At 50.8% G+C, this 22062-nt stretch carries 17 protein-coding genes; 4 read left to right on the top strand and 13 right to left on the bottom strand.

Annotation, left to right across the window (positions count from 1 at the left end; translation table 11 throughout):
- Nucleotides 1-50: 50 nt before the first annotated feature.
- The 10 genes from hrpB to B152_RS24130 form a co-directional block, all read right to left on the bottom strand.
- Nucleotides 51-2564: an ATP-dependent helicase HrpB gene (gene hrpB, locus B152_RS0116675; RefSeq protein ID WP_020593575.1), complete on the bottom strand. Its 2514-nt coding sequence runs from the start codon at nt 2562-2564 to the stop codon at nt 51-53.
- 100 nt (nt 2565-2664) lie between these two features.
- Nucleotides 2665-2979 (bottom strand): hypothetical protein, encoded by a 315-nt coding sequence (locus B152_RS0116670; RefSeq protein ID WP_157231142.1) that lies wholly within the window; start codon nt 2977-2979, stop codon nt 2665-2667.
- Between the two features lie 207 nt (nt 2980-3186).
- Nucleotides 3187-3522: a ferredoxin FdxA gene (gene fdxA, locus B152_RS0116665; protein ID WP_026261648.1), complete on the bottom strand. Its 336-nt coding sequence runs from the start codon at nt 3520-3522 to the stop codon at nt 3187-3189.
- 62 nt (nt 3523-3584) lie between these two features.
- Nucleotides 3585-4118 carry a DUF934 domain-containing protein gene (locus B152_RS24140; RefSeq protein ID WP_083921938.1) on the bottom strand — a complete coding sequence of 178 codons (534 nt, stop codon included), beginning with the start codon at nt 4116-4118 and terminating at the stop codon, nt 3585-3587.
- A 69-nt stretch (nt 4119-4187) separates the two neighbouring features.
- Nucleotides 4188-4958, bottom strand: coding sequence for a phosphoadenylyl-sulfate reductase (locus B152_RS0116655; RefSeq protein ID WP_020593571.1), 771 nt, complete (start codon nt 4956-4958; stop codon nt 4188-4190).
- Complete coding sequence (locus B152_RS0116650; protein WP_020593570.1) at nt 4951-6603, bottom strand: nitrite/sulfite reductase; 1653 nt, start codon at nt 6601-6603, stop codon at nt 4951-4953. The genes B152_RS0116655 and B152_RS0116650 overlap by 8 nt, the downstream gene beginning before the upstream one ends.
- A gap of 12 nt (nt 6604-6615) precedes the next feature.
- Nucleotides 6616-6909: a DUF2849 domain-containing protein gene (locus B152_RS0116645; protein WP_020593569.1), complete on the bottom strand. Its 294-nt coding sequence runs from the start codon at nt 6907-6909 to the stop codon at nt 6616-6618.
- 26 nt (nt 6910-6935) lie between these two features.
- The gene (cysG, locus tag B152_RS0116640) at nt 6936-8387 is read right to left on the bottom strand and encodes a siroheme synthase CysG (RefSeq protein ID WP_020593568.1); all 1452 of its coding nucleotides are present in this window, start codon (nt 8385-8387) and stop codon (nt 6936-6938) included.
- A gap of 326 nt (nt 8388-8713) precedes the next feature.
- Nucleotides 8714-9592 (bottom strand): pyridoxal kinase, encoded by an 879-nt coding sequence (pdxY, locus tag B152_RS24135; protein ID WP_020593567.1) that lies wholly within the window; start codon nt 9590-9592, stop codon nt 8714-8716.
- Between the two features lie 55 nt (nt 9593-9647).
- The gene (locus tag B152_RS24130) at nt 9648-10763 is read right to left on the bottom strand and encodes an aminoglycoside phosphotransferase family protein (protein WP_020593566.1); all 1116 of its coding nucleotides are present in this window, start codon (nt 10761-10763) and stop codon (nt 9648-9650) included.
- A 152-nt stretch (nt 10764-10915) separates the two neighbouring features.
- Between B152_RS24130 and hutU the strand changes: the two genes are divergently transcribed.
- The 3 genes from hutU (at nt 10916) to hutC (ending at nt 15021) form a co-directional block, all read left to right on the top strand.
- On the top strand, nt 10916-12580 hold the full coding sequence (gene hutU / locus B152_RS0116625; protein ID WP_020593565.1) for a urocanate hydratase: 1665 nt from the start codon (nt 10916-10918) through the stop codon (nt 12578-12580).
- Nucleotides 12577-14112 carry a histidine ammonia-lyase gene (hutH, locus tag B152_RS0116620; protein WP_020593564.1) on the top strand — a complete coding sequence of 512 codons (1536 nt, stop codon included), beginning with the start codon at nt 12577-12579 and terminating at the stop codon, nt 14110-14112. Before hutU ends, hutH begins: the two co-directional genes overlap by 4 nt.
- A 186-nt stretch (nt 14113-14298) precedes the next feature.
- Nucleotides 14299-15021: a histidine utilization transcriptional repressor HutC gene (hutC, locus tag B152_RS0116615; protein ID WP_020593563.1), complete on the top strand. Its 723-nt coding sequence runs from the start codon at nt 14299-14301 to the stop codon at nt 15019-15021.
- Nucleotides 15022-15046: 25 nt separating this feature from the next.
- Here the strand turns inward: hutC and mnmC are convergent, their stop codons facing one another.
- The 3 genes from mnmC to B152_RS0116600 all read right to left on the bottom strand — a co-directional run bounded on the left by mnmC (nt 15047) and on the right by B152_RS0116600 (nt 20285).
- Nucleotides 15047-17062 (bottom strand): bifunctional tRNA (5-methylaminomethyl-2-thiouridine)(34)-methyltransferase MnmC2/FAD-dependent 5-carboxymethylaminomethyl-2-thiouridine(34) oxidoreductase MnmC1, encoded by a 2016-nt coding sequence (mnmC, locus tag B152_RS0116610; RefSeq protein WP_020593562.1) that lies wholly within the window; start codon nt 17060-17062, stop codon nt 15047-15049.
- Nucleotides 17063-17232: 170 nt separating this feature from the next.
- The gene (locus B152_RS24125; RefSeq protein WP_020593561.1) at nt 17233-19275 is read right to left on the bottom strand and encodes an AsmA family protein; all 2043 of its coding nucleotides are present in this window, start codon (nt 19273-19275) and stop codon (nt 17233-17235) included.
- A gap of 152 nt (nt 19276-19427) precedes the next feature.
- Nucleotides 19428-20285: an OmpA family protein gene (locus B152_RS0116600; RefSeq protein WP_020593560.1), complete on the bottom strand. Its 858-nt coding sequence runs from the start codon at nt 20283-20285 to the stop codon at nt 19428-19430.
- Nucleotides 20286-20829: 544 nt separating this feature from the next.
- Here B152_RS0116600 and B152_RS0116595 point away from each other — a divergent pair.
- The gene (locus B152_RS0116595; protein WP_020593559.1) at nt 20830-21963 is read left to right on the top strand and encodes a M14 family metallopeptidase; all 1134 of its coding nucleotides are present in this window, start codon (nt 20830-20832) and stop codon (nt 21961-21963) included.
- Nucleotides 21964-22062 lie beyond the last annotated feature (99 nt).

The following is a 22062-nucleotide window of genomic DNA, read 5'->3' as shown; positions in this document are numbered from 1 at the left end:
TAAGATATTTTCGACCAGAAATCAAATACTGCTCTGACCAAACCGACCACCTATTCCTTTTTATTCATATGCTTTTTAATTCTGGTTGTCGCTTCGGCCTCCAGGGGGTCATCCGGCCAATAGTGCCGGGGATAGCGTCCCTTCATATCCTTTTTCACTTCATGGTAAGAATTCTGCCAGAATCCGGTCAAATCACTTGTTACCTGAAGAGGACGACGGGCTGGCGACAGAAGATGTAAAACCAGAGGCACTTTTTTCCCAAGAATTGAAGGTGTTTCTGACAGCCCGAACATTTCCTGGAGGCGAACCTCAAGTCTTGGCATTTCCGGATTGTCATAATTAATCCGGTGTGTCTGCCCACTTGGCACCCTGTAGCGCTCGGGAACCTCTCGCTCCAGATACTGTGTTTCCTGCCACGATAACCGGGACAGCAGGATCTGTTTCAAGCCGAGCTTTACCAGCTGAGAAAGGGACGTGATATTTTCAAGATATGGTGCAAGCCACTGTTCCAGTTCGGCAATGAGGCTGGTTTCTCGCCAGTCAGGCCAAAGATCTTCCCCTTCAAAATGACGAAGAGAGGCCATTCTCTGGCAAAGCTGGGTAAAAGAATCTCCCGGCTCAAGCAAGGACAGACCTTGCCGCCTGATTCTGGCCAGCAACTCTGTCACCGCGACATCAGGTTCGATCTCTTTTGTCCGCTGGGAAGAAAGCACCAATGCCCCCAGCTTCTCTCTCTGCTCTCCCTGCAGCTGTGTCTGCTGCTCGTTCCACCGAACCGACCGCTCACGGACAATATTCTCATAATGCAAATCGCGGATCTGCCCTTCGCTCAAAGCTGCTGCCAGATAGACTTTAGCATTTGCCCCCATGCCGCCGAGTTGGGCTATCGTGAGGTAGGGTTCTGTCGCCAGTCGGTCCAACTCGTCAAGTATCGCCCCTTTTCCCCCAGAGAGCTTATACCGCCCCGATGAATCAGGACGCAGCTGGGCAATCCGGTCTGGATAAGCAAGCGATAAAATTGCCCCAGTCATCGATAGCTTTGCCGGACTGTTTTCCTTCACACCAATCAGGCGGGCATATTGCCCGGCAGAAATCCGAACTCTTTTCAGGCGAGAACGATCGATCTGAAATCCCTTTCCCTGATCAATACCGAGCAGCACTTCAAGACGCAGAGCAAGATCAACCGCTGTTCCCGAATTTACAGTTTTGAAAATATCTCTCTCATCCAGTAACGCCGCCAGAAGGCACGCCAGCCACCCCTGCCCCAAGGCCTTGGCCCGAAGGAGCATATGAGCGAAGCGAGGATGAAGGGGCAGAATCGCCATCTCCTTGCCCTGCGTCGTAATCCTGCCTCCCTGATCAATCGCCCCCAGCCTCTGAAGCAACTCGGTCGCCTGGAACCAGGCGGCTCGTGGTGGTGCATCACACCAGTTTAGTGTCTCCGGCCCTGAAGCACCCCAGTTCAACAGCTCAAGCACAAGAGAACAGAGGTCGGCTTCCAGTATTTCAGCTGTGCTTTGCTGGGCTAGGGAACCGTTTTGAGATTCAGGCCACAGACGATAACACACACCGGGTTCAATACGTCCGGCCCGTCCGGCCCTTTGGTCTGCAGAAGCTTTAGATACCCGCAGTGTTTCAAGTCGTGACATCGCGCTTGAGGGATCAAATCTTGGACTGCGCATGTATCCGCAGTCGATGATAACCCGGACCCCGTCAATCGTCAGACTGGTTTCAGCAATCGCAGTTGCCAGGACTATTTTTCTGCGCCCCGCTGGCGAAGGCGCTATGGCACGACGCTGATCCTCCAGGGACAAATCCCCAAACAAGGGAAAGAGATCTACATCAGCAGGAAGTCCTTCTTGCCTCAATAGTTCGGCCACAGCATTGATTTCTCCCACTCCAGGGAGGAAAACCAGAAAACTGCCTTTTTCTTGTGGAAGTACTTCAACAATTTTGCCTGCTACAGCCCCGGCAATTGAACGGCGTTGCGTCTCCTCTCCATATACCAGCTGGACAGGAAAACTTCTGCCTTCACTGGTCAGGATTGGAGCATCCCCCATAACCCGGGATACTTTCTGCCCATCCAGTGTTGCCGACATAACCAGCAGCCGCAAATCATCGCGCAGAGCTGCCTGAACTTCCAGACAGAGCGCCAGACCCAGATCGGCCTGCAGACTCCGTTCATGAAACTCGTCAAAGATCACAAGCCCGATATCCGTCAATTCAGGATCGTTCTGAAGCTGCCGCGTCAAGACCCCTTCAGTAACAACCTCAATCCGGGTTCTGGGGCCAACTCTGCTTTCATGCCGTATTCGATAACCAACTGTATCGCCAACTTTTTCACCGAGAAGGTCAGCCATCCTGACAGCGGCAGAACGCGCAGCAAGCCGCCTCGGCTCCAGGACGATGATCTTCTTCCCCCTAAGCCAACCACCATTCAAAAGTGCAAGCGGCACACCTGTGGTTTTACCAGCACCTGGAGGGGCCTGTAATACAAGAGTGTGCCGTTGCTGTAGGGAAGCAGCAATTTCAGGAAGTAAAGAGTCGATTGGCAGAGCTATCATCTGCGCGTTATATCATCACAGTAAAAACAACATCCAGCTGAATAGTGGGTTTCATTGGACAAAGTGCGGTAAAGCTCGCCGTGAAAAGAATCAGGTCCCTTTACCCCCGTGTGGCGTCACAGTTAACCCGACCGTCCGCCTTGCATTGAAATCTCTGTATCGCCTCGTCCCCCTTAAGCCGCACTTCTTCCGCAATACATTTTGACCAGTTATCCAGATTTTCCAGATAATAGTTCACCTCGCGTTTGCAATTGTCGTAATCTTCAGAATCAGAAAACTGGATCTCGATATATTGTTTGGTACACACCGGGGGCGTATAGCTTGGTTTCTTGCAATCCGCGACCGCTAGAGTGGACAGTGATATACTTCCAAATGAAGTCATCAAAAACAGCATGGGTAATGATTTCCGAGTCATGTTTTAGCTCTCTAGCGACGGTCATTACGATACAGCCTAATAAAAGGCATAAGTATTTCTATAGCTCAGAGATACCCTGAAAGAGTAAAGCAAACTCTAATATAACCTGATCAAGAAGGATTATTTCAAAACTAAAAAGGCAGCCTGGAGATCACCAGTCTGCCTTTTTGATAGTAGAAATAGACAATTATAATCCCAGGATCTGATTTATTTCCCACCGGGTTTTTCACTAAAGAACTTTTCGTACTTCCCGCTTACGCCATTAAACTCATCAGCATCAGCAGGCGCTTCGCCCTTCTCTGTGATGTTTGGCCAAATCTCGGCAAACTTTGTGTTCATCTCCAGCCATTTTTCTGCTTCTGGATCTGTGTCAGGCAAAATCGCCTCTGCCGGACATTCCGGCTCACAAACACCGCAGTCAATACATTCATCTGGATGAATGACGAGGGTATTTTCCCCTTCATAGAAACAGTCAACCGGGCAAACCTCAACACAGTCCATGTACTTGCATTTAATGCAATTATCCGTGACGACATAGGTCATAACACACTCCTATTGATGCCCTGTATGTCATACTTCAGCATCGGTTCTTTCCAGCGGCTGTTTCAAGAAGCCTTGCCGTAGCCCAGTTCTTTATGGCTATCAAGCAATCTGCGACGCAAAGAGGAAGCCGTCTTTTCACCATCTGCTGTCGGCTGGTAGTAAACCTTCACATCAGCAGACTTATTCCGGCTCAAGGACTTCAATGCGGTTTCGCTGGTCACTTCAAAAGCATCAAACCCACAGCGCCGCATCAGCTGTATCTGGTCAAACAGGACGTTACCAACAGCCCTTACCTCGCCTTTGAAATCATAACGTTCCCGCAAGATCCGGGCATAGGAATAGGCCCGGCCATCGCCAAAGGATGGAAAATTCAGGGCGACCAGCGAAAGATGTCGCAGATCCTGTTCAAGCAGTTCCGGCGACTGGTCACTTTCCAGCCGCACGGCAACAAACCGTCCTGCCGAAAGGATTTTGTCTTTTTCTGCCTGCCACCGGGCCAAAGAAACCAACACATCGCCTGTATCTGGCAAGGCTTCTTCATCAGTCAGAAAAATCCAGCTGTCTGTGACCTGAAGTCCATCTTTAATGAGCGGCATATCACCCTCTTCTTTCATTTCGTGACCGCTCAGCGGTCACCGTATATTTCAGCCCAAAGGCCTGTCTATTTATTGCTGCGCAGCCCGGCCAGCAGTATCACCGATGAAGTGAATACCACACTCGGTCTTTTCCTGATTTTTCCAGCGACCACTGCGCGGATCATCTCCCGGAGCCACCTTATCCGTACAAGGCATACAGCCAACGGATGGATAGCCATCAGCTTCCAACGGGTGACGCGGCAGATTGTGACGCTCGAAGTAAGACGTAATCTCGTCCCGGTCCCAATAGGCCAGCGGATTGATCTTGATCCGCGTCCCTTCCGCCTCGACCATTTCAAGCCGGGCACGGGTGACAGACTGAAAACGCTTGCGGCCAGAAATCCAGGCGGAAAGACCATCAAGGGCCCAGTTCATTGGCTCGACCTTGCGCACCCAGCAACACATATCTGTATCTTTGGTCCAGAGAATACCATCCGGGTCTTTCCCCGCCAGCCTTTCCGGGTCAGGCAAAACCTGTCGCACATCTGTCAACCCCAGGAACTCTGTCAGCTGCCGACGATATCTTTGTGTCTCGCCAAACAGCTTGCCGGTATCCATAAAGATGACAGGCGTTGAGGGGTTAACCTGCGCGACCAAATGCAACAGAATGGCGGATTCCGTCCCGAAAGAGGAAACCAGGGCAACCTCCCCCTTGAACTCATCCTCGATCAGGCGAACCAGCGCATCATGCGTTGAAAGACCTTTTACAGATTCAAGCAACTCAGTTGCGCGAGATCTGGTTGTCTCAAGCCGTTCTTTCGCATTGGGCTCCAGAGGCAACACTGCAGAAGCACTAGGCATATAACCTCTCCTTGAACGGTGCCAGACCAACCCGGTTATAAGCCTCGAGGAAGCTTTCCTCTTTGCCATTGCGGATCTCGAGGTAGGTGTTCACCACAGTCTCAACGGCATCGACGATGCTGTCGTAGGAGAAGGACGGGCCAACGATCTTGCCGATTGCGGCGTTCTCATTCGCATTGCCACCCAGCGTGATCTGATAGTATTCCTCGCCCTTGCGATCCACACCGAGAATACCGATGTGGCCAACGTGGTGATGTCCGCAGGCGTTGATGCAACCCGAAATTTTCAATTTGAGTTCACCAATATCAAACTGGCGTTCAATATCGGAAAACCGCTTGCTGATTGCCTGAGCCACGGGAATGGAGCGGGCATTCGCCAGTGCGCAATAATCCAGTCCGGGGCAGGCAATCATGTCTGAAATCAGCCCAAGATTGGCTGTTGCCAGACCTGCTGTGTTCAAAATGCTGTATACCTCGAACAGATCATCCAGCTTTACATGGGGCAGAACCAGATTCTGCTCATGGGTGGCACGGATTTCATCAAAGCTGTACTTCTCGGCAAGATCCGCAACAACTTCCATCTGGCTGTCGGTGATATCACCCGGTGCTTCACCTTCCGGCTTCAGCGAAATATTGGCAATGGCATAGCCCGCCTGACGATGCGCCACGACATTGGCCTTGACCCAGTTGGCAAAGCCCCGGTCTTCGAAGCGCTTGACTTCAAACAGACGTGACGTTGCATCAAGTTTTTCCCAGGCAGGCGCCGCGAAGTAGTCATTGATCCTATCAACTTCATCCAGAGGAAGTTTCAGCGCGCTATCCTTGATCCGTTCCCACTCGGCTTCAATCAGACCACGCAGCTCTTCAATACCGGTTTCATGAACCAGAATTTTAATACGTGCCTTGTACTTGTTATCACGACGGCCAAGCTGGTTATAAACCCGCAGGATAGCTTCCAGATAGCTCAGTAGATGTTCCTTGGGCAGGAAGTCACGCACCGCCTTGGCGATCATCGGGGTACGCCCCTGTCCGCCGCCGACGTGAACCTCAAAACCTACTTCACCTTCAGCGTTCTTCTTGATTGCCAGGCCGATATCATGAACCCGGATTGCCGCGCGGTCTGTGGTCGCCCCTGTTACCGCAACTTTGAACTTGCGGGGCAGAAAGGTGAATTCAGGGTGCAGCGACGACCACTGGCGAATGATTTCGCAATAGACCCTGGGGTCTTCGATTTCATCGGCGGCAGCACCGGCATACTGATCAGAGGTCGTGTTTCTGATGCAGTTCCCGCTGGTCTGGATCGCGTGCATCTCCACCGCGGCCAGTTCTTCGAGAATGGTCGGGATGTCCTTCAGCACAGGCCAGTTATACTGCACATTCTGCCGCGTTGTGAAATGGGCATAACCCTTGTCATACTTGCGGGCGATATGGGCCATCTTGCGCATCTGGGCAGCATTGAAAGTGCCATAGGGAATGGCAACACGCAGCATGTAGGCATGCAGCTGCAGATACAGCCCGTTCATCAGACGCAGGGGTTTAAATTCGTCCTCGGTCAGATCTCCGGCAATCCGGCGCTCGACCTGGTCACGAAACTGTTCGACGCGCTGCTGTACGAAGTCGGAATCAAATTCATCATAGCGATACATGTTTTCTGCTCCTTACCGCGCCTGTTTGCCCAGGTCATAACGGACTGTAGGCCCCTTGGCCCTGATCTCTTCCTTGACGGATAGTGTCTGGATACCCGCTGCGTCTCGTGCAACCTTCATCAGATAGGCGCCCACAATCTTCTGCGTGGCTTCTGCTTCCTTTGCCGCAGCCAGAAGGTTTGCTTCGCCATCAGCATCATCAACAGTCTTTGCGCCGGACAGGTTTTCAATCCACTCGGCATTCTCGCCCAAATAGACCACTTCTCCATCCAGCAGACGATTTGCGGTTATAATCTGTAGTGCCATTGTGTTTCTCTCCTCGACGCCCCGGTTTAGATCCCGGCGACAGCCGCTTCTCTCTCACTGGAGGAAGTCTTGTTATTTTCAAAATGTTCGACAGCAAACTGCCCCAGATCCTGTTGCCGGGCGAAAGCAGCCACAGAACCAATGACAATCAGCGCTGGACCTGTAATCACACTGTTTTCAACCAGATCACTCAAGCCAGACAGTTTTCCGGGGAGAACCCGTTGATCCGGACGTGTCCCGTTTTCAATGACAGCAACAGGGGTGTCACCGGAAAGACCGTTAAGCATCAGTTTGGCCGAAATGTTGTTTGCCTTGGAAATCCCCATATAGAAAACCAGTGTCTGTCGGGAGTTTGCCAACCCGCTCCAGTCTGCTTCGGCAATGCCATCACCATTCTGCCCCGCAACAAATGTCACCATCGAGGCATGATCGCGATGGGTCAAAGGCACAGCCGCAGCAGCAGCACAGCCAATAGCCGCTGTAATGCCCGGCACGATGTCGACTTCGATCCCTGCGGCCTGCAGAACTTCCATTTCTTCTCCGCCCCGGCCAAAGACAAAGGGATCGCCGCCCTTTAATCTGACCACACGCAGACCTTTACTGGCTTCCTGCACCAGAATGTCGTTGATTTCTTCCTGGGTTTTACTGTGGTTCCCCGGCCCTTTGCCCACATAGATCCTGTCGGCATCGCGGCGGACATAATCCAGGATCTCATCACTGATCAAACGATCATAAACCACCACATCGGCCTGCTGCATAAAGCGCATGGCACGAAAAGTCAGAAGATCCGGATCACCAGGACCAGCGCCAACAATTGCCACGTGCCCTGCTGCGTTCTTTTCTTTCCAGTTCAAGTTGATCAGCCCAAGCATCCGTTCCCGGGCGAAAACTTCCCGACCAGCAAGAACTGATTCTGCTACCGGACCGTCAAAGAAGTTCTCCCAGAACCTGCGACGATCGCCGCCGCGGGTGATTGTACCTTTTACCGCACCACGAAAGCTGTCCGCAAAAGAGGCAAGGCGTCCCAGCGCAGGCGGCAACAACCCCTCAATCTGTTCACGTAAATTACGTGCCAAAATTGGCGCGGAACCACCGCTGGATATTCCAATCACGATTGGAGAGCGATCAACAATCGCCGGCATGATAAAATCTGACAGTTCTGGCCGATCAACCGCATTCACCTTGATACCACGCTGTCGCGCTGCCTGACTGACAGCTGCATCGACCTCTTCAATATCTGTCGCGGCAAAAACCAGAGACGCACCATCCAGATCATCGCTCCGGAACTTGCGTTCCTGATATCCGACAGCGCCCTGCTCGACCAGCTCATGAATTTCTGTGCAAGCGGAGGGAGCAATCACAGTAACAGCTGCTTCTGCTTTTCTCAGCAGGCGCAATTTTCTGGTCGCGAGCTCTCCGCCGCCAACCAGAATGACCTTCTGCCCCTTCAGGGACAGGAAAATCGGAAAGTGATCCATAGTACCCTCTTACACATTTAACACAAAAATATGATGTTATTATTTTTATATCACATCGTGACACTGGTAAATAAATGACACGTTTTCAGAAAAATACAAGAGGGAATGAGAAAAATTATTTATATACATTTTATTTATGTATATTTAGCATAAAGACGATAACCACTCAATGATTCTATCAAGAGAAAAATGTAGGAAATAACTTATCTTATTGAAATAGCTATATTAAATAATATATTTGCACAGAGAAATTAAAATATAACTTTCAATTGAAATTTTCACTTAACTCTTATGAATCAGGTTTTCAGAGTTAGAGAATAATAAAATCACATATTAATAAGTGTGAATTCAGAGTCAACTTTTAATATACACTTATAATTTGTTGTTAAATTCAATTCAGGTGAACCCGCCATAATTGCCTGCCTGATAATAGCATATACTGCAGTTACTGCCCGTTGAGCAGCAACCTCAACGGCCTCCCCTTTCAAAAGCCAACCGACCAGAATTGACGTAAAGAGATCTCCTGTGCCGGAGAAATGCTGCCCGAAAAAGGGCGTTTCAAGCAACCAGGCTTTATCCTTTTTGATCACAAGCACTGCTGTTTTCTCCTGCAGAGTGCTTTCTGTGCTTTTGCCGGTCTCAACTGATCCGTTAGCGGAAGTGACAACAACGCAGTTAATCGCCTTGGCAATCATCAATGATCGGGCAAGGGAGATTGTTTCCCTGTAATCTGCCGCTTTTTTACCGACCAGGATTTCAAACTCAAAACTGTTCGGGGTGATGATATCCGCCAGGGGAAGCAGTTGATCCGCAATCAGACCAGGTATCCCCTCCCTGACAAAGAGCCCCTTCCCGTGATCCCCCATAACCGGATCAAGAATATAGATGCCGGAAGGGTTTTTCTTTTTATACTCTCTCAGGGCCCTGGCCAGAACCTCGCCATTTGCCACGGAGGTCAGATAGCCGCTCAAAAATCCAGAACTGCTGGCAAACGCTCCGCGCTCGGCCAGGCCTTTTAAAAGCCCCTCCAGCAACTCGGGTTCAACCTCTCGCCCATAAACACTCTGATGCGCCGGATGATTGGACAACAAGGTCGTCGGCACAGCATGCACATCAATCCCCAGAAGTTGCAGCGGAAAAGTTGCTGCCGAATTTCCGACATGACCAAAACAGACCTGGGATTGAACTGATATAAGCGACGGCATATTTTCTCCACAAACTTCGCGCCTTTTCTACTGTTCAGCGCAGACTTCCCAAACCTCACTCAAGCATCAACCCCAGCTTTTCGGTTTGAACTGCAGCCTTTACAATCATCTGGCTGTCCGGACGGCCATATTCCCTCTGATAGTCTGGACAGTATTGAGAAAGCCAGCGCCGCACCGGCTCAAGAGCCTCATCAGACAATGCCTCGGTCAGCAATCGCAGAACCCTTGGTAAATGTTTAAGATATCCAGCTTTGGCGTCCCGGGCATAGAGCCTGGAAAACAGACCAGCGACCTTGGCGTGGCGCTGTGCAGCCAAAATGCGATACCAGCACATAAAATTCTGGCGGCTCTCCTCACTGGAGTAGTCACGGTTCATAAGCGTAAAATAGCGGGCAATCATCTGCTCTCGTAAATCCGTGCCGATATCCCGGCGGGCATCCTCAACCAGCGACATCAAGTCATAGGGCGGCGCGCCGATCCGTGCAGTCTGAAAATCCAGAAGCCCACAGGCCTTTACGCCCGAACGCCCCTCGAGGATCATCAGATTATCAACATGGAAGTCGCGAAGGACCAGTGTATCCGGCAAAGCAGCGGGCTTCTCAATAACTTCCTTCCAGGCATTTACATAAGCCTGTCGAGCTTCCGCAGACAGCCCCTTCCCCATAACGGCAGGCAAATACCAGTCTGCCATGATCAGGGCTTCTTTTATCAGGAAGTCCAAATCGTAAGGTGGCATGGTGATCCCGGTAATTTCCGGTGCTGAATGCATGGCAGCAAGCACATCAACAGCCAGTTCGTAGAGACCCGTTTCATCAACACCTGTTTGCAGCAGTCTGGCATAGGTCTGATCACCAAAATCTTCCAGCAGCAAAAAACCCTGCGCAATATCTTCGTTATAAATAACGGGTGTGGAAATGCCGCAAGCCATCAGGTGACGGGCAACCTGGGCAAAAACCTCTACAGGCTCAGCAATACCCGGCGGCGCGTCCATCAGTATCCGGGTTTCTGGTTCCGTTTTTGCACCCTGCTCAGGACCGCTTGTCCGGGACAGTCTGTAATAGGATCGGGCCGAGGCATCAACGGGCAAAGCTGTAATCCGGGCGCCTGCCCAGCCGACAGCTGAGACAAATGCGATTCTCTGTTTTTCTCTCTCTTCGGATTTTTGAATCACGCCAACCCCGGTCTTGATAAATAGTGATTATTACAGCGACTTAACTGCCATAACAGTTTTCACACTATCCCCCAAAACACCAGCTAATTTCACCCTCTTGACAAGATGTATATACAAGTTAATTTGTACAGACATAATGTGGAGCTGGAATCATGAAAAAAAATACGCGCACCATCCGCGCCCCTCACGGCACAGAACTCTCTTGCCAGAGCTGGTTGAGCGAAGCCCCGCTTCGTATGCTGATGAACAATCTGGACCCTGATGTTGCTGAACGCCCGGAAGATCTGGTTGTCTACGGCGGTATCGGACGTGCTGCGCGAAACTGGGAATGTTATGACAAAATTGTCGAAAGCCTGCAAAATCTTCAGGATGATCAAACACTCCTGGTACAGTCCGGAAAACCTGTCGGCGTTTTTCAAACCCACGAAAATGCCCCGCGCGTTCTGATTGCCAACTCCAACCTGGTTCCCAACTGGGCCAACTGGGAGCATTTCAACAAGCTCGATAAAGCTGGCTTGATGATGTACGGCCAGATGACTGCAGGGTCCTGGATCTATATCGGCAGCCAGGGCATTGTTCAGGGAACCTATGAAACCTTTGTCGAAGCCGGACGTCAGCACTTTGGTGGTGATCTGGCTGGTCGCTGGATCCTGACTGGTGGTCTTGGTGGGATGGGCGGCGCCCAGCCTCTGGCAGCAACAATGGCCGGTGCTTCCATGCTCGCCGTTGAATGCCAGGAAAGCCGCATAGACATGCGACTGCGTACAGGATACCTCGACAAGAAGACAGCAAACCTCGATGAAGCTCTTGAGATGATCAACGAGGCCGTTGCCAACAAAAAAGCCATCTCTGTTGGTCTTTTGGGCAACGCAGCAGAAATCTTCCCGGAACTGGTCAAACGTGGCATCAAACCTGATATCGTAACCGACCAGACTTCGGCACACGATCCTCTAAACGGATATCTGCCACTTGGCTGGAGCTGGGCAGAATACTGCGAGCGTTCGGTCAAAGACCCGAAAGGTACGACCTCTGCAGCAAAAAAATCCATGGCGATACAGGTCCGCGCCATGCTCGACTTCCACGTTCAGGGCATCCCTACAGTCGATTACGGAAACAATATCCGCCAGATGGCGCTCGAAGAAGGTGTGGAAAATGCCTTTGATTTCCCTGGCTTCGTTCCGGCCTATATCCGCCCGCTCTTCTGTCGTGGTGTCGGGCCCTTCCGCTGGGCTGCGCTTTCCGGCGATCCGGAAGACATCTACAAAACCGACCAGAAGGTCAAGGAACTCATCCCTGATGATCCGCACCTGCACAACTGGCTCGACATGGCGCGCGAACGCATCCACTTCCAGGGACTTCCTGCCCGTATCTGCTGGGTCGGCCTGGGACAGCGCCACAAACTTGGTCTCGCTTTCAACGAGATGGTTCGAAATGGCGAGCTTTCTGCCCCGGTTGTCATCGGGCGTGATCACCTGGATTCAGGATCCGTCGCCAGTCCAAATCGGGAAACTGAAAGCATGATGGACGGCTCTGATGCCGTGTCCGATTGGCCCTTGCTTAATGCCATGCTCAATACAGCCAGCGGCGCAACCTGGGTTTCCCTGCATCACGGTGGGGGTGTCGGCATGGGCTTCTCGCAGCACTCCGGCATGGTAGTCTGCTGCGATGGAACAGAAGAAGCTGACAAACGGGTTGGACGTGTCCTCTGGAATGATCCGGCTACTGGCGTCATGCGTCATGCCGATGCTGGCTATCAGATTGCCAAAGACTGCGCCCGCGAACACAACCTCAACCTGCCAATGGAGTCAGGGAAATGAAAACACTGGTCCTGAAACCCCGTCACCTGACCCTTTCTCTTCTGCGTTCCGTGACCTTTGATCAGGTACAGATCCAGCTTGATCCCTCTTGCAAGGAAAAGATGGATGCCTCAACGGAAACCGTAAGTGCCGTCCTGCGTGATGGTCGCACGGTCTATGGCATCAACACCGGTTTTGGTCGCTTGGCCCAGACCCGAATTGACGACGCCCAGCTGGAAGAATTGCAAAGCAATCTGGTTCTTTCTCACTGTACAGGCATGGGTCCCTTGCTGGACGACGAAGCCGTAAAGTTGATTCTGGCGTTAAAAGTAACCTCACTGGCTCAAGGTTTTTCGGGCATCCGTCAGGAGGTCCTTGATTATCTGATCGCCTTCTATAACGAAGGCCTCTACCCCTGTATCCCTTCAAAAGGATCCGTTGGAGCATCTGGTGATCTGGCCCCACTGGCCCATATGTCGGCCCCGATCATCGGGTCGGGAAAAGTGCGTTACAAAGGAGAAATCCTTCCCGCAACCGAAGGACTGGCAAAAATCGGCCTCAAACCAATGGTCCTTGGCCCCAAGGAAGGTCTCGCTCTTCTCAATGGGACACAGGTATCAACTGCCTTGGCTCTTCTTGGTCTCTTCCGGACCGAAAACCTGATGACAGCAGCAACTCTGGCAGGTGCCTTGAGTGTTGAAGCCGCCAAAGGGTCCCATGTGCCTTTTGATCCGCGTATTCAGGAAGCCCGCGGACAGGTCGGCCAAACCGACATTGCCGCTGTCTTCAGAGATATTCTCTCGAACAGCCCGATCAAACAGAGCCACGCCGATTGTGACAAGGTTCAGGATCCCTACTCCCTGCGCTGCCAGCCACAGGTTCTCGGTGCCTGCCTGGATCACATGCGCTTTGCCGCAACTATTTTTGAACGTGAAGCCAACGCTGTCTCTGACAACCCGCTCGTGTTTTCACTCGAAGGCGATATTCTTTCCGGTGGAAATTTCCATGCCGAACCGATTGCCATGGCATCCGATGTTCTGGCCCTGGCCATCGCCGAAATCGGGGCGCTTTCCGAACGCCGTATCGCCCTGCTGATGGACAGCTCCATGTCTGGTCTTCCTCCGTTCCTCGTCGCGGGAAGTGGTTTGAATTCCGGATTTATGATTGCCCAGGTCACCGCTGCAGCTCTGGCCTCTGAGAACAAGTCACTGGCACATCCTGCTTGTGTTGACAGCCTGCCGACCTCTGCCAACCAGGAAGATCATGTCTCCATGGCAACCTTTGCCGCGCGCAGACTGTCTGATATGGCCCAGAATACAGCAGGTGTTCTGGCAGTAGAGTTGCTTTCAGCTGCCCAAGGAATTGATTTCCACAAGCCGTTGAAAACCTCGGCGGTTCTCGAAGGTGTTATGGCCCGCATCCGTAAAGATGTCCCTTTCTTCGAAAAAGACCGTTATTTCTCGGGCGACCTCGAACTGGCTTCGGACCTGATCTGGAATGGTGAACTCAACAGCCTGACAAAGGTAGATTACCTGCCAAGTCTGACTGCATAAAGGGCACCTTGACCCTTGGAGTTCCACTCTGGATAATTTTATGTTGCTTGATTTTGGTATAGAATGAAAAGATACAGTGTATTTTTGGCAGTTTTTTGAAATATTGCTGGAAATACACTGTCTTCCTATGCATTAAATACCCGAAATAAAGAATATAAACGCAACTTAAAGCGTGGGAACACCACTATGACCATTGGGAGCGAAGAAAAAAAAGTCCCCCTTTACCAGAAGGTCAAGGATCTAATCATCGGTCATATTCAGTCCGGAGACTGGAAACCCGGATTTCAGATACCTTCTGAAAACGAGCTGACGGTTAGTCTGGATATGTCACGGATGACTATTCACCGTGCCCTGCGGGAGCTGACGGCTGACGGCTGGTTAATGCGGGTGCAGGGGGCTGGAACTTTTGTTGCGGAACCCAAGCCACAATCCGCTGTTTTGTCTCTGCGCAGTATTGCCGAAGAGGTCCGCTCCCGGAATGGCAAATATTCCAGCAAGCAAATCCTGATGACAGACGAAAAAGCTACGGCCTACATTGCTGGCATGCTGGAAGTAGAGTTAGGGAGCATGGTATTTCACTCCACTATTCTCCACCTTGAAAACGGCACCCCGATCCAGCTTGAAGACCGTTACGTAAACCCGGCCGTTGCCCCGGATTATCTCGAGCAGGATTTTCAGGACATCACCCCCTATGACTACCTGATCAAGGTAGCTCCCTTAAGTAACGCCGAACACACAATTACAGCAATAGCACCAGAAGCAGACCAGGCCATCTTACTGGGCATCCCTGCGCAAAGCCCCTGCCTGTTACTACGTCGGCGAACCTGGTCTGGCGGCAAAACGGTCACCTATGCAAGGCTCTTGCACCCCGGTGACCGATACAGCCTGGGCGGAACGTTTCAGGGATAATATTGAACAGATAACAGTGCTGTAACTAGATTTTGCCGCGTTTGAGATCACGAATTGTACAACGTCCCGGATGTACAGCTGCCATAAAGCCCTCTGGAATCGGTGAAGTACCGCTACAGATCAGTCCCGTTAGGTAATCCGCCATCATCGGTGCAGTGACAAACCCCCGGGAACCATATCCAGCAGAGACGTAGAGGTCGGGGTAATAAACAGGATCTGGCCAGTTTCTCCCCGCGGGCCCATTTTTCAGACCAACGTAAGATCTCAGGTAATCCTCATAGACCGGCAAGGGGCCGACAAAGGGAAAACGATCCATCGTTGTTGCCCGCACCGCGGTTCTGCCCTGAAGCTTTCCGCCATCCACCGCTGCTGCAAAATCGGGTACCATCTCGTTGATCATGGCAAGATTCTCCTCATGCTTCTCTAAAAGGACCCTGCGGTCTTCAGCTTCAGCAAAGGTTTCAAGCCGCTCAAAACTTGCCCCCAGAATATGTCGCCCTTCGATCAAGGGCGTTATATAACCCGATCCGCTGATAATACACTTGATATCAGAACTGTACTTTACCGAAGGACTAACGGTCACCTGCCCCCGGTTCATGTAGATCTGCAGCTCCCGGGCGCAGGTAAATTTTCGGGCCTCAAAAGCATTGGCCAGAACAACAGCATCAAACTCCAGCTCCCTGTTCTTTAGCGGGTTCTTTCCTCCCAACTCAACAAGCCACTTTCCTGTGTTTTGTTCCTCATTCTCGGCCTGCTTCAAACCGATGACTTCTTCACCCAATCTGACAGTCACATTCGCCGTCAAGGCCCGTGCGAGTGCTACGGTGTCCAGGCAGCCCGCTTCGGGATACCACAGAGCCGGGCTGGTGATTTCTATTCCGGCAAGCTTTGAGGCCTCAGCAGCAGAAACCAGAGAAAAATATTTCTTTGGCAATTCATTCTTATGTCCAAAAGACTGCTTGCGCAGCAATTCTTTCTCATCAGGAACAAGGCTGAGTGCTCCACACTGATGGTGCCATAATCTTTCTCCGGTCTCCTGTTCAAGCGTCTGATAAAATCGGCAGGCATAGAGATAGGCCGACGTCAGATACTGCCCCAAAACAGTTCCGGGCCGCATCAGTTTCGGCTCAAAGATCGCTGCCGGGTTGCCAGAAGCTCCCTGAGCCAACGCGGTCTGTTTATCAAAGAGAGTTACTTTCATCCCGGCTTTCGCCAAATGATAAGCAAGCGTATTCCCGGCAATCCCTCCGCCAATCACCGCTACAGTCTTCGAAAGTGGATTAGGCCCGGGAAGATTAAACCAGGGTGTGGAGCTTCTCTTTCCTGCTATCACTGCCTTCTCAGGATAGACACCGATCAGTCGCTCGCGCTTGTGGGCGAAGCCCTTGACCTTCTCCATAACAAACCCGGTTTCAGCCAGGCCTCGGCGAACATGTCCGGCTGCTGTAAAGGTCGCTAAACGTGTTCCCGGTTTTGAAGTACGGGCCACCAACCGGTAAAGCTCATCATTCCAGAGCTCAGGGTTCTTTTTGGGTGAAAAACCGTCCAGATACCACGCATCAACCTTGCCATGGAATTGGGGAAGTATCTCTTTCGCTCCTCCAAACAGGAGCAAGAGAGAAACCCTCCCTCCCTCAAACTGCAGATGGTGGAATCCAGGAACGATCTCTGGATAAAGCCCCAACAAGGCCTTACTGAAGGGAGCAAGTTCCTGCCAATGAGAATGAGCCTGTTCAAGCTGCGTCCGATCCAGTGGATAGCCTTCAATGGAAATAAACTGAAGTCTTTGGTTCGGACCTGCGGTTTTACGCCATGCCTGCCAGCTGGCCAGGAAGTTCAGCCCCGTACCAAATCCGGTTTCTGCAATGACAAAATGGGACTTATCCTCCCAAATTCTCGCCCCGCCAATGCCGCCAAGGAAAACAAAACGACTTTCCTCCAGACCATTCGCCAGTGAAAAATAAACATCATTGAATTTTTTGGATACTGGCGTGCGATCATCCCGCCAGTCAAGCTCGGCTGGAATAAAGTCGTCGGTCATTATCGAGTTACCCGTATCAGTTCAAACTGTTTGTACTCATTTGAACCTGTTTTGCAAAGATCACTTGCTCAACAGGATAACGATCCAGCTGTTTAAGATTGATAGAACTACCCAAAAAGAAAGGCCGACACTCCAAAGGAACGCCGGCCTAAATTTGAGACAAGTTCTGTCTAGTTACCAAAGAGACCTTTCAGCACTTCTTTTGGCTTTTCCAGGACTTCCGGAGCAATGGATTCACCACCATCACCCAAGGGGATTTTTGGCAGCTCAACTCCGCCTTCTCCACCGGTCACGCCTTCAATCAATTTTGACGGATCAGAAAGTTGGTCAGTTAGAGCTCCGGCAAGGTCTGGTGCAATTTTGGGGTCGCTCCAGGAGCCTGTTATGAGAAGCGGTACGGCCAATCCTGCAGCGTTGCTATCGCCCCCCTGACCTTCGATATCACCGACAAGTTTTGGCTCAACACGGTAATTAACCGTTTTCGGAGGCAGCGGGACAGTTCCTTTACCACTGAGACGGAATAGAGGCGCAATCATGCTCAGGTCCTGATTATCAACGACACCGTTGGTAATTTTATAGGTACCTGACAACTCGGCAAAATCTGTCTGTTCAGCATCATCAAAGGATTTATTCAAAGCATCCAGAGAAATATTTCTGATCAAACCGGCAATGTTGATCCCCTTGACTGCCCCATCCTTGAACAGAAAATCCCCTGTACCGTTCAGGTTCGATACCAACTGCATCTCACTGGCACCCTGGGTGGTCAGGTTTGCGGTTGAATTCAACGTGCCAAGAAGTTTTTCAAAATCAGCACTGTCACGTAATAAAGGTTCAGCCTGTACACCTGAGAGAACAAAATTCACCTGGCTTGTTGGGGTGGATGATGCAGCATTGAGCACGACTTTGCCTTTTGCCATCCCTTCGTACAGCGACAATTCATTCAGATCTGCTGTCAACTTGCCATCCTTTAGCAGAATGCCCAGATCGCTGGCTCCGATCGTGATTTTTCGGATTACCACGCCTTCTGATTTAAGAGACAGGTCTGCATTAACAGCCTGAAGTCCTGAAAAATCAATCGGCTCGTTACTCCAGCCCTGATTTTCTGAAGTTGCTGGCGGTTGGCTTGCCGTTGTCGAAGCAGCATCCGCAGAACTTCCGGTATTTTCAGTTTCCGCCGGAAGATAAGGGGTAACATCCAACACGCCAGTGGACAGCGAGGCGCGAATATCCGGCTTTGCACCAGAACCATCAATACGTAAGCCGCCTTCAGCAGACAGGGCGTCAAAATTAATGGCAACATTATCAAAAGCGATAACAGCACCTTTCAGATCAAGATCGCCCTTAACCGACAGCTTTTCAAAAGTATCTTCGCTTTGACGCTCCAATGGCACACCAACCCAGCTGGTCAAGCCAACAACAGATGGCACGTCCAGATTAAGTGCACCTGCGAGTGCAAACTCCGCCCCCTGAGCAGCAACGCCCCGGAAATCAAAATTGACTGGAGCAGAAGCAATCTGGGCTTCAAGATCCGAACTGCCACCATTCATCAGGCTTTGCAGATTGGCTATGCCCGCTGTAAGGGCAATGGTTTGTGCTTTCCAGTCAAGCTTGCCATCCAGAGCCAGAGGCTGGTCCAGGGCTTTAAGGGCAATTTCCAGATTGATCGCACTCAGATCTTCTGAAGCACCTGAGGCAAGATCGACATAGTGCAGCTCTCCATCAACAATACGAACATCGCCAAGGGAAAGACCAGCGAGAGCCATCCCCTCATCACTGTCGCCCGGTGTTGTTCCGCTATCCGTTGCCGGAGCAGATGGCGCGGCAGCCTGCTCGAATACCCAGTTAGGTTTTCCAGCCTTGTCGACCTCAAGATTAATGACGGGCTTTACCAGAACAAAACGGTCAATCACGACTTCTTTTGACAAGAGAGGCATTACCTGGAGTTCCAGTGCCATTTGGTCCAGAGAAACCATTTCCTTGTTTTGTCCCTGTGCATAGTTGGACAGGGAAACATCATTTACTTCAATCGCCACACTCGGGAACAGGCTGAGAGAAATTTCTCCACCTATCACCAGATCCCGACCAGTTGCTTCTTTTACTTTTTCAGCAATAAGAGGCTTTTGATCTTCCAGCGAGATAAACATCGGGACGATTAACAGTGCCGCAATAACAAGAACGACAAGCCCCCCAATAATGATCAGAATTTTCTTCATTTCGATCTCCCTTACGCAGCAGTCATCAGCACACCACGCAGCCTCAAAATCATTTTTTAAAGATTCTCGTTTTTAAAGATTCAAGGCGGTGCCGACACCCTGTCGATACCGCCTTGAAATGGTTACTGATCCAGGATCAGTTGATCTTCCCGTTATTTGACGAGGGTAACAACCACGCGGCGGTTTTTAACCTCGGCAACACCGTCGCCGGTATTTACAGCCGGAGCATTCTCACCAAGAACATGGCTCTGGATGTGATCAGCAGAGACACCGTGCCCTGCCAGGGCCGCAGCAACGGCAGCAGCACGTTTTCCAGCCAGTGTCTGGTTGTAATCTGCATCACCTGATGTATCAGCATGACCAGCGACAATGACCTTCGAAGGAGAAAGTTTCTGGATTGTCGCAGCAACCACGGAAACCTCAACCTGTGCATCGTCGGTCAGATCGGCAGAATTGAAATCAAAATAGATGAAATATGGGTCAGGCATCGCAACTGGAGCCGGGGCTGGCGCAGGAGCAGCAGCTTTCGGAGCCAGAGCTGCATCTACTTTTTCCATTGCGGCAAGGAAGCCATCGCGGCAGCCAGCAATATGATCCGGCTGGATGTTTTCTTCCTGTTCCTGAATCCAGCAGTCAAACATCACCTGCGCAGTTGCAGCAGACGAAGGAGCCTGATCTGCGGCGCCGTTGTTCAGTGCATTCATCAAGCGTCCCCGAGCGGAACCCAGTTCATCAACAAAGGCAGCATCCAGATCCCAGTTAGCAAGTTCTTCGGGTGCAACGGCGTTGCCGTCAGCAGCAGCAAGAGCCTTGTTGGCAAAAAGATCCGAATCAGTCCAGTCCTGCTCAGCACGTTCATCGCCAGCAAGGCCGACATATCCCTTGTAGAGTTCACGGGTAAAAGAAGAACCAGTAGGTTCTGCATTCGAAGCATCTTTGTATAAATCAGCACAAGCCGAGAGAGTAACGGATGCTACACCAGCGACCAGAATAAATTTTAAACCCTGCATTAGATCCTCCATAGAAGGTTTTGACATCAGTAGAACACGAGCCAAATGACAACCAGACCAAAACAATAGTGTTCCAAGCGCATCCACGGTTAGTTGAAAATAGTAGCACAACCTGACACGGCTCTGTTACCGTTTTCTTTGGCAGAAACAAAAAGAACACATTCCCATTACAGCTTCAAAAGCAACAAATAAGATTTAAAAACATAGCCTTACAGAAAGAAAACTATCCTTATTTTTCTTCTGCTCTTACCTGTTACTGATACATCAAACTTGTAGCTCATCCGAAAAACTACCCTTGGTAGCTAAACGATAGCATATATTAACGTACTGTTAACAATAATACATCACTCATTTAAAAGATCATCTTGGTATAACTACTTATTTTCATCCATTTGATTTAAATGAATTTATTTCCATTTACCCCAACCAGATTCCCCTCTCCTTTTTTCGGTTGCAACGCTTTGAAACAAGAGTTCTTGCCGACTGATCTTGTTAGGGTATGCTGTAGCTCATTTCGATTTTCAACAAATGAGTGACCTGTTTCATGATCCGAATTTCCAGTAATTTTGATGCTGGTAACATCCGTTGCCTTGCCTGTGACACCTCAACAGATATCCAGCTGGAAATTGAAGCCGACAGCAACTCCCATTTTTATCAATGGTTTTATTTCAGATTAACCGGGGCACAAGACCAGAGTTGCCATTTGAAAATTCTCAATGCGGGTGGCGCCGCTTACCCGGCAGGTTGGGAAGGATATCAAGCGGTTGCGTCCTATGATCGGGAAACCTGGTTTCGTGTTCCCAACACAAGCTTTGACGGGCAGATCCTGAACATCGAAATCACCCCGGCCTATAATTCAATTTATTTTGCCTATTTTGCCCCCTATTCCATGGAACGGCATGCCGACCTTATCGCTGATGCCCAACATTCAAGTCTTGCCTCTCTGGAAATTCTGGGAAAAACGATTGATGGACAGGACATAGATCTTCTAACTGTCGGTGAGAGTGACGGAGATAAAAAAGCATGCTGGATCATTGCTCGCCAGCATCCTGGTGAAAGTATGACAGAATACTGGATGGAAGGATTTCTGGATCGCTTGCTGGATGAGAATGACCCCGTCGCCCGGGAGTTACTGAAAAAAGCAGTCTTTTATATCGTTCCCAATATGAACCCGGATGGCAGCCGACGCGGGAACCTTCGTGTCAACGCAAGCGGCGCCAACCTCAATCGGGAATGGCAGGCCCCCTCACCGGAAAAGAGCCCGGAAGTCTACTATGTCCGCAAACGCATGATGGAAACCGGGGTTGATTTCCTGTTTGACATCCATGGCGATGAGGCAATTCCACACAACTTCATTGCTGGTACCCATGGAATCCCATCTTTTGATGATCGTCTTCTGAATCTTCTCGACCGCTTCAAGGCCTATTACAGGGAAGCCAATCCTGATTTCCAGACGACTCATGGCTACCCCCAAAACGCCCCTGGGCAGGGGAACCTTACCATGTGCGGGAACAATACAGCCGAGACACATGACTGCCTGTCGATGACACTGGAAATGCCTTTCAAGGATACGGCTGATAATCCAGACGAGTTTGAAGGCTGGTCCCCTGACCGATCCATCAAGCTTGGTGCAAGCAGCCTTGATCCGCTCTATCGTTTGATAGATGATCTAAGGTAACCATCAAGGTTTTCTGATATAATAACAAAAGCTTCGGGGGTGGCGATTTGGATCAAGATAACCCGCCCGCCACCTGGGCGGAGTCAGTCAAGACAATGA

This window comes from Kiloniella laminariae DSM 19542, from assembly GCF_000374005.1.
Classification (GTDB): domain Bacteria; phylum Pseudomonadota; class Alphaproteobacteria; order Kiloniellales; family Kiloniellaceae; genus Kiloniella; species Kiloniella laminariae.
The sequence above is the reverse complement of the archived record's forward strand: the minus strand, read 5'-3'. Positions and strand labels throughout refer to the sequence as shown.

Coding starts and splice junctions, on each gene's coding strand:
- hrpB (WP_020593575.1), bottom strand. CDS start 2,564: ATGATAGCTCTGCCAATCGACTCTTTACTTCCTGAAATTGCTGCTTCC.
- B152_RS0116670 (WP_157231142.1), bottom strand. CDS start 2,979: ATGACTCGGAAATCATTACCCATGCTGTTTTTGATGACTTCATTTGGA.
- fdxA (WP_026261648.1), bottom strand. CDS start 3,522: ATGACCTATGTCGTCACGGATAATTGCATTAAATGCAAGTACATGGAC.
- B152_RS24140 (WP_083921938.1), bottom strand. CDS start 4,118: ATGCCGCTCATTAAAGATGGACTTCAGGTCACAGACAGCTGGATTTTT.
- B152_RS0116655 (WP_020593571.1), bottom strand. CDS start 4,958: ATGCCTAGTGCTTCTGCAGTGTTGCCTCTGGAGCCCAATGCGAAAGAA.
- B152_RS0116650 (WP_020593570.1), bottom strand. CDS start 6,603: ATGTATCGCTATGATGAATTTGATTCCGACTTCGTACAGCAGCGCGTC.
- B152_RS0116645 (WP_020593569.1), bottom strand. CDS start 6,909: ATGGCACTACAGATTATAACCGCAAATCGTCTGCTGGATGGAGAAGTG.
- cysG (WP_020593568.1), bottom strand. CDS start 8,387: ATGGATCACTTTCCGATTTTCCTGTCCCTGAAGGGGCAGAAGGTCATT.
- pdxY (WP_020593567.1), bottom strand. CDS start 9,592: ATGCCGTCGCTTATATCAGTTCAATCCCAGGTCTGTTTTGGTCATGTC.
- hutU (WP_020593565.1), top strand. CDS start 10,916: ATGAAAAAAAATACGCGCACCATCCGCGCCCCTCACGGCACAGAACTC.
- hutH (WP_020593564.1), top strand. CDS start 12,577: ATGAAAACACTGGTCCTGAAACCCCGTCACCTGACCCTTTCTCTTCTG.
- hutC (WP_020593563.1), top strand. CDS start 14,299: ATGACCATTGGGAGCGAAGAAAAAAAAGTCCCCCTTTACCAGAAGGTC.
- mnmC (WP_020593562.1), bottom strand. CDS start 17,062: ATGACCGACGACTTTATTCCAGCCGAGCTTGACTGGCGGGATGATCGC.
- B152_RS24125 (WP_020593561.1), bottom strand. CDS start 19,275: ATGAAGAAAATTCTGATCATTATTGGGGGGCTTGTCGTTCTTGTTATT.
- B152_RS0116600 (WP_020593560.1), bottom strand. CDS start 20,285: ATGCAGGGTTTAAAATTTATTCTGGTCGCTGGTGTAGCATCCGTTACT.
- B152_RS0116595 (WP_020593559.1), top strand. CDS start 20,830: ATGATCCGAATTTCCAGTAATTTTGATGCTGGTAACATCCGTTGCCTT.